This window comes from Devosia beringensis, assembly GCF_014926585.1.
In the GTDB taxonomy this organism is placed as follows: Bacteria; Pseudomonadota; Alphaproteobacteria; order Rhizobiales; family Devosiaceae; genus Devosia; species Devosia beringensis.
The window spans coordinates 1,464,492-1,478,816 of sequence record NZ_CP045422.1 but is presented as its reverse complement, the minus strand read 5'-3'; the positions used below and the strand labels follow the sequence as shown (position 1 = coordinate 1,478,816).

Here is a 14,325-nt window from a genome sequence, read left to right as displayed (position 1 = left end):
CCGGTACAATGCAAAGAGCCGGTACGCCCCCAGGGCGCACCGGCTTCGTCATGAGGCCCGCCAGCCGATTCCGTCGGCTGGTTACGGCGGCCCCGCTCAGCCGGCGGGGTGACCCACGGGCTGGATATAGGCTACTAATTGCCCCTCGGTCAGCTTGAGCGCGCTGGCCAGGGCCGCCCGGTCGGCGCCACCCACCAGGCAGGTGCCCAGGCCCTCGGCGGCGCAGAACAGATAGACGTTCTGCGCGATGACGGCCGCGTTGACATGGGCGGCGATGCGGTGGTCCTCGGTAAGGGCGTCCAGCGCATCGGGTTCGAGCCCGGCAGCTTCAAGGATGCGCGACAGCTCGGTCACGAAGATCAGTAGCGCCGGCGCCTTGGCAACGAAGGGCTGCGGGCTGGCAATGGAGCGGATATCATCGCCCGAAACCGGCAGCAGCGCATTGTTGGCCACGTCATAATGGCTGATCCCGGCAGCCTGGGCGACATAGATTTCGATATCCTTGGCGGTGCGCCATGAGGGTGCCGTGCGGCCATCGACGTCGCCGCGATTGACGCCGTTGGCGGCGCCCAGCAGCGCCAGCAGCTGCGCCTCTTCGATGGGGCTGTCGGTATAGGTGCGGATGGATTCGCGGCGCGCCAGCGCATCACTGAGCGACATGGCGCCAAACCCCACCAGGGTCTCAGGCACCGATTGCGCCATGGCGCGGCCGGTCAGCAGGCTGGCCACCAGGGCCGACGCGGCGAAGAATGTTCTGCGGGTCAGGGGCATGGCAAAATCCTTTCGGTGCAAACTGGGCACAGGCTAGGGCCTGGCCGGTGCGACGCATTGACCTGCGTCAAGTCCGGCCTTGCCGATTGTGTGCCGGCACGGATCGGGCAAGACTATGGGGTGGTTGCCGGAGATGACCGAATGAGCGATGGGCTGTTGATCCTGGGGGGGCTGATACTGCTGATCGCCGGGGCCGAGCTGCTGGTGCGCGCCAGCAGCGCCGTTGCAGTGCGGCTGGGCGTGTCCCCGCTGATCATCGGGCTGACCATCGTGGCCTTTGGCACGTCGGCGCCCGAAGTAGTGGCCAGCGTGATGGCCGCGCTGGCGCAATCGCCCGGCATTGCGATCGGCAATATCGTGGGTTCCAATATTGCCAATGGCCTGCTGGTGGCGGGCGCGGCCGCATTGGTCATGCCGATTGCCGTGTCAACGGCGGCGCTGCGGCGCGACGGCATCGTGGCGCTGGGCGCCGCGGTGCTGTTCTGGCTGATTTGCGCCCTGGGCCTGCTCAATGTCTGGGCGGGCGTGGTGCTGCTGGCGGGGCTGGTGGCCTATATCGTCTTTGCCTATCGCAGCGGCGAGGCGGTAGATGCCGAAGCGGCCGCCGCGCCCGGCTGGCCGGTTCCCGCGGCGCTGCTGGCCGCCGTGGCCGGCATTGTGCTCTTGGCGGCGGGCGGCAAGATTCTGGTCGACGGAGCGGTCAGCCTGGCCGCCGGCCTGGGCGTATCGGAGGCGGTGATCGGGCTGACCATCATTGCCGTGGGGACCTCGCTGCCCGAACTGGCCACCAGCCTGCTGGCCGCCGCGCGCAAGCAGTCCGACATCGCCCTGGGCAATGTCATCGGCTCCAATATCTTCAACGTGCTGGGCATTGGCGGGCTTACCGCCATGCTGTCGAGCGGGCCGATTCCGGCCCGGCTGATCATGGTGGATTTTCCCGTCATGCTGGCCACGACGGTGCTGCTGCTGGGTTTTGCCGTTACCGGGCGCCGCATCGGCCGGGTCGAGGGCATGCTGCTGGTGGCCGGCTTTGGGCTCTATACCGGCACGGTCTGGCTGCAAGCGGCAGGGTAGAGCCCGAATTCGGACGCCCGCAAACTTTGCCTGGCCGGCTTAGGCTGACCGTCAACTTTCGGGCGACCACCAAGACGTCTGGAATAACCGATATGGGGCGCAAAACGCCCGGGAAGTGACCACGTTTATGCAGCAGGCCGTTTGACATCCGCACGTCCTCGACATGAGCGGCTCGAACCATACCCCTGCGCCAAACAGCAGGCCACTGCTGGATGGGAAGTAGGGTTTCCACTGCGCCAAAAAGCTCCGCTATATCCGCGTCCAATTCTTGAACCGATCTGTCGATGATCATCTCTCTTGTGAAGGCAGATCGCTCTGCGGCGGCTCGCCCAAAAAGATGATCAGCAGTCAGTCAATTGCCAAAAACTGGTGGCGGTCCTGAGTAATGGTCCGGGATTCATGCGACCCTCGCTTATCGCGCAAAGAACCAGGCGATCAGTTCTGCGGTATTGCGCACGCCCACCTGTCGCATCATGCGCAGGCGATGGGCCTCGACGGTTCGCTTGCTCAGTCCGACTTCCGTGGCGATGGCGGAATTGGTCTTGCCTTGTGCGACCAAGGTGAGGATCTGACGCTGCCGGCCGGTCACCGTCGCCTCGGTGACCGGCCGGTTCATCGGCTCGAAGCAGTAGAGCGCTTCGGCAAACGGGTCGACTCCATGGCGCGAACGGCCGTTGACGCGGCACCAGAAGCGGCGCCCGTCCGCGCCCTCCATGATGCGCTCGTCATAATAAACCTGGCCGCCGGGCAGATGGCTGCGCCACATCTGGCCGGTGCGCACGAAATCGGCAATGGCCGGATAGAGCCGTGAGAAGCTGGTGTCGCTGAGGTCCGTGCGCTCGTAGCCGAAAAGGGCAGCAAACTCGTCATTGCAGTCGCGGATGATGCGATGGGTTGCAAACACCATCGGGACGGGGATTTCGCCCAGGGTGAAGCGCGCGGGCGGAACAGTTGCACTATCGGAATGGGCTGGCAGCATAGCGTATAAATACGACTAACGGGCCTGACCGGACAAGCCCTAACCTTCTCGTCAAGGGCATGCGGCGGGGAGCGGCATGGCCAAAATCCACCAAGACGGCGAGGAGATGGCTTTGCAAAAGGTCTATACGAATGCACAGACGGCCATGGCCGGACTGCTGGCGGATGGCATGGTGATCATGTCGGGCGGCTTTGGCCTCTGCGGCATTCCCGAGGCGCTGATCGCCGCGATCAAGCTGTCGGGCGTCAGTGATCTGACCGTCATTTCCAACAATGCCGGGGTCGACGGCATCGGGCTGGGAACCTTGCTGGAAACGCGGCAGATCAGCAAGATGATCTCGTCCTATGTGGGCGAGAACAAGCTCTTTGCCCAGCAATACCTGTTGGGCGAACTGTCACTCGAATTCACCCCCCAGGGCACGCTGGCAGAACGCATCCGGGCCGGGGGCGCCGGCATTCCGGCGTTTTTCACCAAGACCGGCGTGGGCACCATCATTGCCGAGGGCAAGGAAGTGCGCAGCTTCGACGGCGACGACTATGTCATGGAGCGCGGCCTGGTGGCCGACATAGCCATCGTGCATGCCTGGAAGGGCGATGCGGAGGGCAATCTGGTCTACCGCAAGACTGCGCGGAACTTCAATCCGATGATGGCGACAGCCGGCAAGGTGACCATTGCCGAGGTCGAGCACCTGGTCGAGGTGGGCGAGATCGAGCCCGACCAGATCCACACGCCGGGCATCTTTGTCACGCGGCTGGTGCATGTACCCAAGCCGGTCAAGCATATCGAGCAGCGCACGGTCCGGCCGCGCGCCCAGATGGAGGCAGTGTAATGGCCTGGACACGCGAACAGATGGCCGCCCGCGCGGCGCACGAACTGCAGGACGGCTTTTACGTCAATCTGGGGATCGGCATTCCGACGCTGGTGGCCAATTACATTCCCGCCGGCATCGACGTGCGGCTGCAGAGCGAGAATGGCATGCTGGGCATGGGGCCGTTTCCCTTCGAAGGTGAAGAGGACGCCGACCTGATCAACGCCGGCAAGCAGACCGTCACTGAGCTGCCCATGACGAGTTTCTTTTCGAGCGCCGACAGCTTCGGCATGATCCGGGGTGGCCATATCGACCTGTCGATCCTGGGCGCCATGCAGGTGGCCGAAAATGGCGACCTCGCCAACTGGATGATCCCGGGCAAGATGGTCAAGGGCATGGGCGGCGCCATGGACCTGGTGGCCGGCGTCAAGCGCGTGGTGGTGGTGATGGAACATGAGGCCAAGGGCGAGCCCAAACTGCTCAAGGCCTGCACCCTGCCGCTGACGGGCCAGCGCGTGGCGGACCTGGTGATCACCGACCTTGGGGTTTTCACGCTGGAGCGGCGGGGCGAACCGGCCATGGTGCTGATCGAACTGGCCGACGGGGTGAGCGTGGACGAGATTACCGCCAAGACCGAGGCGCGCTTCAGCATTGGACCGAACCTGAAGGTGCCCGCATGAGCGATATCGTCATTGTCGGGGCGGCGCGCACGGCGGTCGGCGCCTTCATGGGCGGGCTCGCCAGCGTGCCGGCGCATGAACTGGGCGCCATAGCGCTTGCAGCAGCTTTGCAGCGCGCCGGCGTGGAGCCTGGCGCCGTGGACGAGGTGATCCTTGGGCAGGTACTCACCGCTGGGGCCGGACAGAACCCGGCCCGTCAGGCGGCGATGCGGGCCGGCGTGCCGCAGGGCGCCACGGCCTGGAGTCTCAACCAGGTCTGCGGCTCGGGGCTGCGGGCGGTGGCGCTGGGCATGCAGCAGATCGCCGCCGGCGACGCGCAGGTCATCGTGGCCGGCGGGCAGGAATCGATGTCGCTGGCGCCCCATTGCCAGCAGTTGCGGGCCCCCGCCAAGATGGGACCGATCACGTTCGTCGACACGATGACGGTGGACGGGCTGATCGATGCCTTTGGCGGCTATCATATGGGCATGACCGCCGAGAACGTGGCGCGGCAATTCAGCATCAGCCGGCAGATGCAGGACGATTTCGCTCTGATGTCCCAGCACAAGGCCGCCGCGGCGCAGCAGGCCGGCCGGTTCGCGGCGGAGATTGCCCCGGTGACGGTCAAGACCCGCAAGGGCGACGTGGTTGTCGATAGCGACGAGTATATTCGCGCCGATACCAGTGCCGAGGCGCTGGCCAGGCTCCGTCCGGCCTTTGACAAGGAGGGTTCGGTCACCGCCGGCAATGCCTCGGGCATCAATGACGGGGCGGCAGCACTGGTGCTGATGCATGCCGATGAGGCAGTGCGGCGCGGGCTGACGCCACTGGCCCGTATTGCCGGCTGGGCAACGGCAGGTGTCGATCCGGCGATCATGGGCACCGGGCCGATCCCGGCATCGACCAAGGCGCTGGCAAGGGCGGGCTGGACCGTCGCCGATCTTGATCTGATCGAGGCCAATGAGGCCTTTGCGGCACAGGCCTGCGCGGTCAACCAGGCAATGGGCTGGGACCCGGACAAGGTGAACGTCAATGGTGGCGCCATCGCCATCGGCCACCCCATCGGCGCCTCGGGCGCGCGCGTGCTGGTGACGCTGCTGCATGAACTGGCGCGGCGCGGCGGGCGCAAGGGCCTGGCAACGCTGTGCATCGGTGGCGGGATGGGCGTGGCGCTTTGTGTCGAGCGCGCGTGATGGCGTTGCCGCGGCCGTAAGCGGGCACTAGGCTGACCGGCCAACAATCAAGCGAGACCGGCCATGGCGCACATCCCGACAACCGAACGCTGGCCGGCTGCCAACGGACTGGCCAGCATCGAGGAAGCGGTAGGCGCCTTCAGCCTGCTGCGGGATTTTTTCGAGGGCGCCATCATTGTCGATGCGCAGACGCGCATCACCTGGATGGACACCCGCTATCGCGAGCTGCTCAAGCTGGCGCCCGAATTCGATCCGATCGGCATGCCGGTCGAGGAGGTCATTCCGCACTCGCTGCTCAGGCGCGTGGTCGAAACCGGACGGCCCATCCTCCTCGACATCATGAATTTCAACGACCGGCAATTCGTGGTCTGCCGCATCCCGCTCAAGGATGCCGCCGGCGCGGTCGACGGCGCGATCGGCTTTGTGTTCTACGACAATGTCGATTACCTCGCGCCCATGCTCGATAAGTTCGAGGCCCTGCAAAAGCAGCTCACGCGGGCCCAGGCGGCCCTGACCCGGGAGCGGCGCACCAAATATTCGCTGTCGAGCTTTGTCGGCCAGAGCGAGGCGGTCAAGGACCTCAAGGCCATGGTGCGGCGCTTTGCGCTACGCGACGGCGCGGCGCTGATCCTGGGGGAGACGGGTACCGGAAAGGAATTGCTGGCTCACGCCATCCACCAGCAATCCGATCGCGCCGACGGGCCGTTCGTGGCCGTCAATATGGCGGCCGTTCCCGAGGCCCTGCTGGAGGCCGAGTTCTTTGGCGTCTCGCCCGGCGCCTATACGGGCGCCGACAAGAAGGCCCGGCAAGGCAAGTTCGAACTGGCCCATGGCGGCACGCTGTTCCTTGACGAAATCGGCGACATGCCGCTGGCCGTGCAGGCCAAGTTTCTGCGCGTGCTGCAGGAGGGCGAGATCGAGGCCCTGGGATCCAATACCGTCAAGAAGATCGATGTCCGCATCATTGCTGCCACCTCCCAGGATCTCGAAGCCAAGATCACCGACAGGAGCTTCCGTGCCGATCTCTACTATCGGATCGCCGTACTGACCGTGCATGTACCGCCGCTGCGCGACCGGCGCGAGGATATGGCGCTGCTGTGCGAGGCGCTGCTGGAGCAGACGCTGCGCGCGGATGACCAGAGCGGCTGGGTGATCACGCCCGAGGCGGTCAAGCTGCTGCAGGGCCATGCCTGGCCGGGCAATGTGCGCGAGTTGCGCAATGTGCTGGAGCGGGCCGCTGCCCTGGCGCCCACCGCAGTGATGGATGCCGGCGTGATCGGCCGGGCCCTGCCGCCAGGAATAGCCCGGCTTGGCACACCAGCGGCGGGGCTGGCCAGCGCGGTGGCGGATACCGAGCGTCAGGCTATCCTCGATGCGCTTCAGGCCACCGGCGGGCAGAAGTCGGCCGCGGCGCTCAGGCTGGGCGTGTCACGGTCGCAATTCTACGAGAAGCTCAAGCGGCACAATATCGTCGACTGAACTGTCCGGAAATCCGGACACTGTCCTGTTCGCCACACACATTTGTCGGAAACATGCCCGGCAGACGCCCCCAATCGGGGCGTTCCGAACTTGGCACGGAACTTGTTAGGTAGAGGGCAAAACATCGGGCCCTTGAAGGTCCGCTACAGGGTGGAGCATGACAACAAAGCGCGTGGCACTGGTCACCGGCTCAACGAGCGGCATTGGCCTCTCGATCGCCAGCAGGTTTGCGGCGATGGGTTACGATGTGGCGATCAACAGCTTCGAGGCTGAAGGCGAGGTCGTGGACGCGCTGCGTTCGCTGACCATCCATGGCGCCAAGGTCCGCTACTTTCAGTCTGATCTGTCGGTCAATGGCGGTGGCTATGACCTGGTTGGCGCGGTGGTCGCCGCCTTCGGCCAGCTCGATGTATTGGTCAACAATGCTGGCGTGCAAAAGGTCGCCCCGGTCGAGGACTTCCCTCCCGCGGACTGGGACCGCATAGTCGCGGTGAGCCTGGATTCAGCGTTCCATACCATCCGCGCCGCCGTACCCGGCATGGCCGAACGTGGCTGGGGCCGCATCATCAATATTGCTTCCGCGCACGGCCTGCGCGCCTCCCCGTTCAAGTCGGCCTATGTCGCCACCAAGCACGGCGTGGTCGGCCTGACCAAGGCAGTGGCGCTGGAAACGGCCGAGAAGGGCATAACCGTCAACGCCATCTGTCCCGGTTACGTATGGACCCCCCTGGTTGCCGCCCAGATTGCCGATCAGGCCCGCCTGCACGCCATGAGCGAGGAACAGGTGGTGCGCGATGTGATGCTGGCGCCCCAGCCGACACGGCAATTCGTTCAGCCCGAGGAAATCGCCGAACTGGCGGCCTATCTTTGCGGCGATCTGGCCCGATCGATCACCGGCTCGGCGATCTCCATTGACGGCGGGTGGACCGCAAAATGAGCGCAGGCATGACGACACAAAATCAGACGGCGCAGGACGTGATCCTCTCCGCCCGCGGGCTGACCAAGCGCTTTGCCGGCTTTACGGCCGTCAACGGCGTCGATCTCGATGTCAGACGCGGCTCGATCCATGCCCTGATTGGCCCCAATGGCGCCGGCAAGACCACCTGCTTCAATTTGCTGACCAAGTTCCTGCAGCCCAGTGCCGGGACCATCACGCTCAATGGCAGCGACATTACGCGCCTGCCAGCCGCCGATATCGCCCGACTCGGCCTCATACGATCGTTCCAGATCTCGGCGGTGTTTCCAAAGCTTACCGTGCTGGAAAACGTCCGCATCGCGCTGCAACGCCGCCGCGGCGACAGCTTCGATTTCTGGCGCTCGCAGAAGGTGCTGCACCAGCTTGACGAGGAAGCCATGGCCCGGGTCGACGAGGTGGGGCTGTCGAGCTTTACCCACGAGACGGCGGGCGAATTGAGCTATGGCCGCAAGCGGGCGCTCGAGATCGCCACGACACTGGCGCTTGAACCGGAGATGCTGCTGCTCGACGAGCCGATGGCCGGCATGGCGCAGGAGGATGTGGCGCGCATCTCGGCGCTGATCCGCAAGATATCGGCCAACCGCACCATCCTGATGGTGGAACACAACCTGTCGGTGGTTGCCGATCTGTCGGACCGGATCACCGTGCTGGCGCGCGGCCAGGTGCTGGCCGAGGGACCCTATGACGTGGTTTCCAAGGACCTGCGCGTGATCGACGCCTATATTGGAGCAGGCCATGACTGAAGCGATGGCAACGAGCGACGCCCCTGCCGAGAGCCTGCTGGCGGTGCGCGATCTCAAGGGCTGGTATGACGACAGCCATGTGCTGCACGGCATCGATTTCGACGTGAAGCCCGGCGAGGTGGTGACGCTGCTGGGCCGCAACGGCGCCGGCAAGACGACCACGCTGCGCGCCATCATGGGCCTGTTGGGCAAGCGGCAGGGATCGGTGCAGTTCGAAGGCCGCGAGCTGATCGGGCTGGAGCCGCGCCACATTGCCCAGGCCGGCATCGCCTTCTGCCCCGAGGAACGCGGCATCTTTGCCAGCCTGTCGGTCGAGGAAAACCTCATGCTGCCGCCGCAGGTCAAGCCGGGCGGGTTGAGCCGCGAGGCGGTGCTCGAAATGTTCCCCAATCTGCGCGAGCGCCTCACCAGCCAGGGCACCAAGCTGTCGGGCGGCGAACAGCAGATGCTGGCCATTGGCCGCATCCTGCGCACCGGTGCCAAATTCCTGCTGCTGGACGAGCCGACCGAGGGCCTGGCGCCCGTGATCGTACAGCAGATCGGCCGCACACTGAGCCAGCTCAAGCAGCAGGGCTTCACTATCGTGCTGGTCGAGCAGAACTTCCGCTTTGCGGCTTCGGTCGCGGATCGGCACTACGTGGTCGAGCAGGGGCGGGTGATCGACACCATCCCCAATGCCGACCTCGCCGCCAACATGAACAAGCTGCACGCCTATCTGGGCGTCTAGCACCAAGCCGGAAATCGGCACCACTCGGAGGAGACGCAACAATGAATTTCAAGACACTCATTCTGGCCTCGGCCACCAGCCTCTTGCTGGCGGGCACGGCCCTGGCCCAGACCGCCGTCAAGATCGGCGTGCTCAATGACCGCTCGGGGGTCTATGCCGACCTGTCCGGCGAAGGTTCGGTCATCGCGGCGCGCATGGCGGCCGAGGACTTCGACGCCGCCGGCAAGGGCATTACCGTCGAGATCGTCTCGGCCGACCACCAGAACAAGCCCGACGTGGCCTCCACCATTGCCCGGCAGTGGTATGACCAGGATGGCGTGGACCTGATCGTGGACGTGCCCACCTCATCGGCTGCCTTCGCGGTCAACGAAATCACCCGCGAGAAGAACAAGATCTTCATGAATTCAGGCGCCGGCTCGGCCGACCTGACCGGCGCGCAGTGTTCGCCCAATACCGTGCACTGGACCTATGACACCTGGGCCCTGGCGCATGGCACCGGCTCGGCCATGGTTGCCGAAGGCAATACCAGGTGGTTCTTCATCACTGCCGACTATGCCTTTGGTCAGGCGCTGGAGAAGGATACCGCTGCCGTTGTTGAAGCCGCGGGCGGCGAGGTGCTCGGCACCGTTCGTCATCCCTTCCCGGGCACTGATTTCTCATCCTACCTGCTGCAGGCGCAGGCCTCGGGCGCCCAAGTGATTGGCCTCGCCAATGCCGGCGGCGATACCGTCAATACCATCAAGCAGGCCGCCGAATTCGGCATTACCCAGGCCGGCCAGGCGCTTGCCGGGTTGCTGATCTTCATCACCGACATCCATGCGCTCGGCCTTGAAACCGCGCAGGGGCTGGTGCTGACGGAAAGCTTCTACTGGGATCTCAATGACGAGACCCGCGCCTGGTCCGAGCGCTTCGCGGCCGAAAATGACGGCAAGAAGCCGACCATGGTGCATGCCGGCGTCTATGCCAGTGTGCTGCATTACCTCAAGGCGGTTGAATCGACCGGCAGCAAGGAAACCGAGGCCGTGATGGCGGCGATGAAGGCAACGCCCACCAGCGATCCGCTGTTCGGCGAAGGCACGATCCGCGAAGACGGCCGCAAGGTGCACGACATGTACCTGTTCCAGGTCAAGACGCCCGCCGAGTCCACCGGCCCATGGGACTATTACAATCTGCTGGCGACCATTCCGGCGGACGAAGCCTTCCGGCCACTGGCCGATGGCGGCTGCGCCTTCATCACCAACTAGTCGCTATCGGACGCGCCGGCCCCGCCGGCGCGTTCTCCTTCGTTACCACCGGGACCATTTGTCATGTTCGAGCTTTTGGGCATACCGCCTCAGGCACTTTTCGGCCAGTTGCTGCTGGGGCTGATCAACGGCTCGTTCTATGCCCTGCTCAGCCTGGGGTTGGCCGTCATCTTCGGCCTGCTCAACATCATCAATTTCAGCCACGGCGCGCAGTACATGATGGGGGCCTTCGTCGCCTGGATGCTGCTGACCTACACCGGCATCAACTATTGGTGGGCGCTGCTGATCGTGCCGATCGTGGTGGGCGCAAGCGGGGTGGTGATCGAACGCCTGATGATTAGCCGGCTCTACCATCTCGACCATCTCTATGGCCTGCTGCTGACCTTCGGGCTGGCGCTGATCATCCAGGGCCTGTTCCGCAACCAGTATGGCGTGTCCGGCCTGCCCTATTCCATTCCTGCCGAACTTTCGGGCGGCACCAATCTTGGCTTCATGTTCCTGCCCAACTATCGCGGCTGGGTGGTGTTCGCCTCGGTCGTGGTGTGCTTTGCCACCTGGTTCGCCATCGAGAAGACCCGCCTGGGCGCCTATCTGCGCGCCGCTACCGAAAACCCGACGCTGGTAGGCGCCTTCGGCATCAATGTTCCGCGCATGATCACCCTTACCTATGGCTTCGGGGTTGCCTTGGCAGCGCTGGCCGGCGTGCTGGCAGCCCCCATCTATTCGGTCAATCCCAATATGGGCGCCGACCTCATCATCGTGGTGTTTGCCGTCGTTGTCATTGGCGGCATGGGCTCCATCTTGGGCGCTATCCTAACCGGCTTCGGCCTCGGCATCGTCGAGGGGCTGACCCGCGTCATCTACCCCGAAGGCTCGTCCGTGGTGATCTTCGTGATCATGGCCATCGTGCTGCTCGTCAAGCCTGCAGGGCTGTTTGGAAGGACTCAGTGATGACCACCCCGTCGGAAACCGGCTATCGATCCGCCGCTGCGGCCCTGCCGATCGGCACGCCGCGCCACCATGTGGTGATCTTTGCCGTCCTGCTCGGTCTGCTCCTGATCGCGCCCAGCGTGCTCTATCCCGTCTTCCTGATGAAGGTGCTGTGCTTCGCGCTGTTCGCCAGTGCGCTCAACCTGCTGCTCGGCTTTGGCGGCCTGTTGTCATTCGGCCATGCGGCCTTCTTTGGGTCGTCCAGCTATGTTGCGGCCTATGCCGCCAAGGCCTGGGGGCTCAACCCCGAATTTGCTATCCTGCTGGGCGTGCTGGCGGCCACCGTGCTTGGCCTAGGCATCGGTGTGCTCGCCATTCGCCGTCAGGGCATCTATTTCGCCATGGTGACGCTGGCCTTCGCGCAGATGGTCTACTTTATTGCGGTGCAGGCGCCCTTCACCGGCGGCGAAGACGGCATCCAGGCCGTGCCGCGCGGCAAGCTGTTCGGGCTGATTGACCTCACCTCGGACTACACGCTGTATTTCGTCGTGCTGGCCATCGTCTTTGGGGCGCTGCTGCTGATCTACCGCATCATCCATTCGCCCTTCGGACAGGTGCTAAAGGCCATTCGCGACAATGAACCGCGCTCGATCTCGCTGGGCTACAAGGTCAACCGCTACAAGCTCGCCGTCTTCGTGATGTCGGCCGCCCTGGCGGGCCTCGCCGGCGCCACCAAGGCCATCGTCTTCCAGCTTGCCTCGCTGACCGATGTCTACTGGTCCATGTCCGGCGAGGTGGTGCTGATGACACTGCTGGGTGGCATGGGCACGGTTTTCGGGCCCCTGATCGGCGCGGCCGTCATCGTCACCATGCAGAACTATTTTGCCGGCTTCGGGGCCTGGGTGACGGTCCTGCAGGGCGTGATCTTCGTCGCCAGCGTGCTACTGTTCCGCGAAGGTATCGCGGGCGTTCTTGCCAAGTGGCTCAAGAAACCGCTCTAGGAAGGGGCTGCTGGCGATAGGGCAACAGCGACGGGCGGGCGCATTCCTGTCTGCATGGAATGATCCCGCCAGCACCTCATTGCCCTGCGGCAACCCCCCGCTCACACCAGGTGATGGGCGACAAGGCTCCGGCCGGTGGCGATGGCGGCGTCGGCGGCGGTGATCAGCGGCCGGCCCAGGCGCTCGCTGCCGCGGTGGCCATCGACGCGCTTCATGGTGCCCAGTTCGTGCAGATTGTCGCGGATATCCCGGTCGAACAGGGCAACCACGCGCAGCAGCCAGGTGGGCAATTCGCCCGTCGGTACGCGGCGGTCCGGAAAGGCCGGGCGCAGCATGCGGCCCACATCGCTCATCCAGTAGGTGCCTTGTGAGGCAATGCAGCGCTGGCCGCCGGCGGCCGGATTGGTCATGGCATCGACCTGTAGCGCCGCCACGTCGCGCACATCGACCAGCGACATCGCCAGTTTCGGCGCCGCCGGCAGCTTGCCGTCGAGCAGGCGGCGGATGATCGTCGCCGAGGTGCCGGGATCCTCGTCCAGCAGCGGTCCGAGAATGCCGGCCGGGTTGATGACGGCCAGGTCATCGTGGCGGCCGGCGGCGTCCATCAGCCGCCAGGCCTCGCGCTCGGCCAGTGTCTTGGATTTGGGATAGGCGCCGGTCGTGGGGCTGTCGACATCGGTCCAGTCGGCCTCGGTCATGGTGCGCGCATAGTCGGCCTGGCCATACTGGATGGCGGCGATGGAGGAGGTCAGCACCACGCGCTCGACCTGGGCGGCCAGGGCCGCCTCGATGGCCCGGCGCGTGCCCTCGACGGCGGGGCGAATGAAGTCGTTGGGATCCTTGGGGGTTTCCAGCGCAAAGGGCGAGGCGGTATGCTGGAGGTAGCGCACGCCATCCATCGCTTCGCGCCAGCCGGCATCGCTCAGCAGGTCCAGCGCCACGAATTCGAGGCGCGACGTGTCGGCGCCGGCCTTGCTCAGCGTATCGCGGACCTTGTCGGCCTTGGAAAGGTTGCGCACACTGCCGCGCACGGTGTAGCCAGCAGTGAGCAGTTGCAGGGCGACATGGCCGCCGAGAAAGCCGGATATGCCGGTGACGAGAACACGGTCGGTCATGCTGATCTCCTTTACGAATTGAACGAAAGATATTATATTCGTTCAATCAGTTCAAGACGGATTCGAACATTGGCTGACGCGGTTGACGAGCGGATGATGGAAAAGCGGCGGCGCATCCTCGATGCCGCCCGTATTCTGGTGCTGCGCCATGGCCTGCGCGGCACCACCATGGAGGCCATTGCGCGCGCGGCGCAGATCGCCAAGCCGACGCTCTATGCCCAGTTTGCCGACAAGGACGCCGTCTTTACCGGCATTGTCGACACCATGATGGACGAGCTGCTGGCTGCCTATGATAGGGGCATGCAGGGCCCCGGGGATATTGCCGAGCGCATCGGCAATGCGCTGGCGGGGCAATTTGCCAGCCTGGCGCGGTCCCTCGAGGGTTCGCCCCACGCCGCCGAGATCATGAGCGAGCATCGGCGGGCGGGGATCCGGGTCCGCGACACCGACCTGCGCGCCCAAGCCGAGATCGCCGCCGCCCTGCAGGCCGCCGGCACCGAGGATCCGGCCATGCTGGCCAAGGTAATCTGCGCCGCCGCCTATGGCATTGCGCTCAAGACCCCGGACGAAGCCGCCATGACCGCGGCCATCAAGCTGCTGTGCCGCAAACTGATCGGCTGATGCTG

At 64.8% G+C, this 14,325-nt stretch carries 15 protein-coding genes; 12 read left to right on the top strand and 3 right to left on the bottom strand.

Features of this window, described 5'->3' with window-relative positions:
- Nucleotides 1-96 precede the first annotated feature (96 nt).
- Complete coding sequence (locus tag GDR53_RS07175) at nt 97-771, bottom strand: nitroreductase family protein (protein ID WP_193337381.1); 675 nt, start codon at nt 769-771, stop codon at nt 97-99.
- A gap of 141 nt (nt 772-912) precedes the next feature.
- Here GDR53_RS07175 and GDR53_RS07170 point away from each other — a divergent pair, with 141 nt between their 5' ends.
- The gene (locus GDR53_RS07170) at nt 913-1,845 is read left to right on the top strand and encodes a calcium/sodium antiporter (RefSeq protein ID WP_193337380.1); all 933 of its coding nucleotides are present in this window, start codon (nt 913-915) and stop codon (nt 1,843-1,845) included.
- A gap of 412 nt (nt 1,846-2,257) precedes the next feature.
- Here the strand turns inward: GDR53_RS07170 and GDR53_RS07165 are convergent, their stop codons facing one another.
- Nucleotides 2,258-2,752, bottom strand: a complete 495-nt coding sequence (locus GDR53_RS07165; protein WP_193337379.1) for a LuxR family transcriptional regulator — start codon at nt 2,750-2,752, stop codon at nt 2,258-2,260.
- Between the two features lie 184 nt (nt 2,753-2,936).
- On the opposite strand from GDR53_RS07165, the gene GDR53_RS07160 reads away from it, so the two are divergent.
- The 10 genes from GDR53_RS07160 to GDR53_RS07115 all read left to right on the top strand — a co-directional run bounded on the left by GDR53_RS07160 (nt 2,937) and on the right by GDR53_RS07115 (nt 12,584).
- Nucleotides 2,937-3,653, top strand: a complete 717-nt coding sequence (locus tag GDR53_RS07160; RefSeq protein ID WP_193338006.1) for a CoA transferase subunit A — start codon at nt 2,937-2,939, stop codon at nt 3,651-3,653.
- A complete protein-coding gene (locus tag GDR53_RS07155; RefSeq protein WP_193337378.1) occupies nt 3,653-4,312 on the top strand; it encodes a 3-oxoacid CoA-transferase subunit B in 660 nt (219 codons plus the stop codon). Before GDR53_RS07160 ends, GDR53_RS07155 begins: the two co-directional genes overlap by 1 nt.
- Complete coding sequence (locus GDR53_RS07150) at nt 4,309-5,484, top strand: acetyl-CoA C-acetyltransferase (RefSeq protein WP_193337377.1); 1,176 nt, start codon at nt 4,309-4,311, stop codon at nt 5,482-5,484. The genes GDR53_RS07155 and GDR53_RS07150 overlap by 4 nt, the downstream gene beginning before the upstream one ends.
- A gap of 63 nt (nt 5,485-5,547) precedes the next feature.
- Complete coding sequence (locus GDR53_RS07145) at nt 5,548-6,963, top strand: sigma-54 interaction domain-containing protein (RefSeq protein ID WP_193337376.1); 1,416 nt, start codon at nt 5,548-5,550, stop codon at nt 6,961-6,963.
- A 157-nt stretch (nt 6,964-7,120) separates the two neighbouring features.
- Nucleotides 7,121-7,900 (top strand): 3-hydroxybutyrate dehydrogenase, encoded by a 780-nt coding sequence (locus GDR53_RS07140; protein WP_193337375.1) that lies wholly within the window; start codon nt 7,121-7,123, stop codon nt 7,898-7,900.
- 8 nt (nt 7,901-7,908) lie between these two features.
- The gene (locus GDR53_RS07135) at nt 7,909-8,682 is read left to right on the top strand and encodes an ABC transporter ATP-binding protein (protein WP_193337374.1); all 774 of its coding nucleotides are present in this window, start codon (nt 7,909-7,911) and stop codon (nt 8,680-8,682) included.
- On the top strand, nt 8,675-9,409 hold the full coding sequence (locus tag GDR53_RS07130) for an ABC transporter ATP-binding protein (RefSeq protein WP_193337373.1): 735 nt from the start codon (nt 8,675-8,677) through the stop codon (nt 9,407-9,409). The genes GDR53_RS07135 and GDR53_RS07130 overlap by 8 nt, the downstream gene beginning before the upstream one ends.
- Nucleotides 9,410-9,450: 41 nt before the next feature.
- Nucleotides 9,451-10,653: an ABC transporter substrate-binding protein gene (locus GDR53_RS07125; protein WP_193337372.1), complete on the top strand. Its 1,203-nt coding sequence runs from the start codon at nt 9,451-9,453 to the stop codon at nt 10,651-10,653.
- A gap of 63 nt (nt 10,654-10,716) precedes the next feature.
- The gene (locus tag GDR53_RS07120) at nt 10,717-11,604 is read left to right on the top strand and encodes a branched-chain amino acid ABC transporter permease (protein WP_193337371.1); all 888 of its coding nucleotides are present in this window, start codon (nt 10,717-10,719) and stop codon (nt 11,602-11,604) included.
- Complete coding sequence (locus GDR53_RS07115) at nt 11,604-12,584, top strand: branched-chain amino acid ABC transporter permease (protein WP_193337370.1); 981 nt, start codon at nt 11,604-11,606, stop codon at nt 12,582-12,584. Before GDR53_RS07120 ends, GDR53_RS07115 begins: the two co-directional genes overlap by 1 nt.
- Nucleotides 12,585-12,685: 101 nt before the next feature.
- Here GDR53_RS07115 and GDR53_RS07110 read toward each other — a convergent pair whose 3' ends face one another.
- Entirely contained in the window at nt 12,686-13,699 is a 1,014-nt protein-coding gene (locus GDR53_RS07110; RefSeq protein WP_193337369.1) for an SDR family oxidoreductase, read from the bottom strand.
- Between the two features lie 69 nt (nt 13,700-13,768).
- On the opposite strand from GDR53_RS07110, the gene GDR53_RS07105 reads away from it, so the two are divergent.
- Entirely contained in the window at nt 13,769-14,320 is a 552-nt protein-coding gene (locus GDR53_RS07105; RefSeq protein WP_193337368.1) for a TetR/AcrR family transcriptional regulator, read from the top strand.
- Nucleotides 14,321-14,325 lie beyond the last annotated feature (5 nt).

Excerpts from the sequence above, each read along its gene's own strand:
- GDR53_RS07140 (WP_193337375.1), top strand. The coding sequence starts at position 7,121 with ATGACAACAAAGCGCGTGGCACTGGTCACCGGCTCAACGAGCGGCATT.
- GDR53_RS07125 (WP_193337372.1), top strand. The coding sequence starts at position 9,451 with ATGAATTTCAAGACACTCATTCTGGCCTCGGCCACCAGCCTCTTGCTG.
- GDR53_RS07150 (WP_193337377.1), top strand. The coding sequence starts at position 4,309 with ATGAGCGATATCGTCATTGTCGGGGCGGCGCGCACGGCGGTCGGCGCC.
- GDR53_RS07110 (WP_193337369.1), bottom strand. The coding sequence starts at position 13,699 with ATGACCGACCGTGTTCTCGTCACCGGCATATCCGGCTTTCTCGGCGGC.
- GDR53_RS07155 (WP_193337378.1), top strand. The coding sequence starts at position 3,653 with ATGGCCTGGACACGCGAACAGATGGCCGCCCGCGCGGCGCACGAACTG.
- GDR53_RS07145 (WP_193337376.1), top strand. The coding sequence starts at position 5,548 with ATGGCGCACATCCCGACAACCGAACGCTGGCCGGCTGCCAACGGACTG.
- GDR53_RS07120 (WP_193337371.1), top strand. The coding sequence starts at position 10,717 with ATGTTCGAGCTTTTGGGCATACCGCCTCAGGCACTTTTCGGCCAGTTG.
- GDR53_RS07170 (WP_193337380.1), top strand. The coding sequence starts at position 913 with ATGAGCGATGGGCTGTTGATCCTGGGGGGGCTGATACTGCTGATCGCC.
- GDR53_RS07115 (WP_193337370.1), top strand. The coding sequence starts at position 11,604 with ATGACCACCCCGTCGGAAACCGGCTATCGATCCGCCGCTGCGGCCCTG.
- GDR53_RS07135 (WP_193337374.1), top strand. The coding sequence starts at position 7,909 with ATGACGACACAAAATCAGACGGCGCAGGACGTGATCCTCTCCGCCCGC.
- GDR53_RS07165 (WP_193337379.1), bottom strand. The coding sequence starts at position 2,752 with ATGGTGTTTGCAACCCATCGCATCATCCGCGACTGCAATGACGAGTTT.
- GDR53_RS07175 (WP_193337381.1), bottom strand. The coding sequence starts at position 771 with ATGCCCCTGACCCGCAGAACATTCTTCGCCGCGTCGGCCCTGGTGGCC.
- GDR53_RS07130 (WP_193337373.1), top strand. The coding sequence starts at position 8,675 with ATGACTGAAGCGATGGCAACGAGCGACGCCCCTGCCGAGAGCCTGCTG.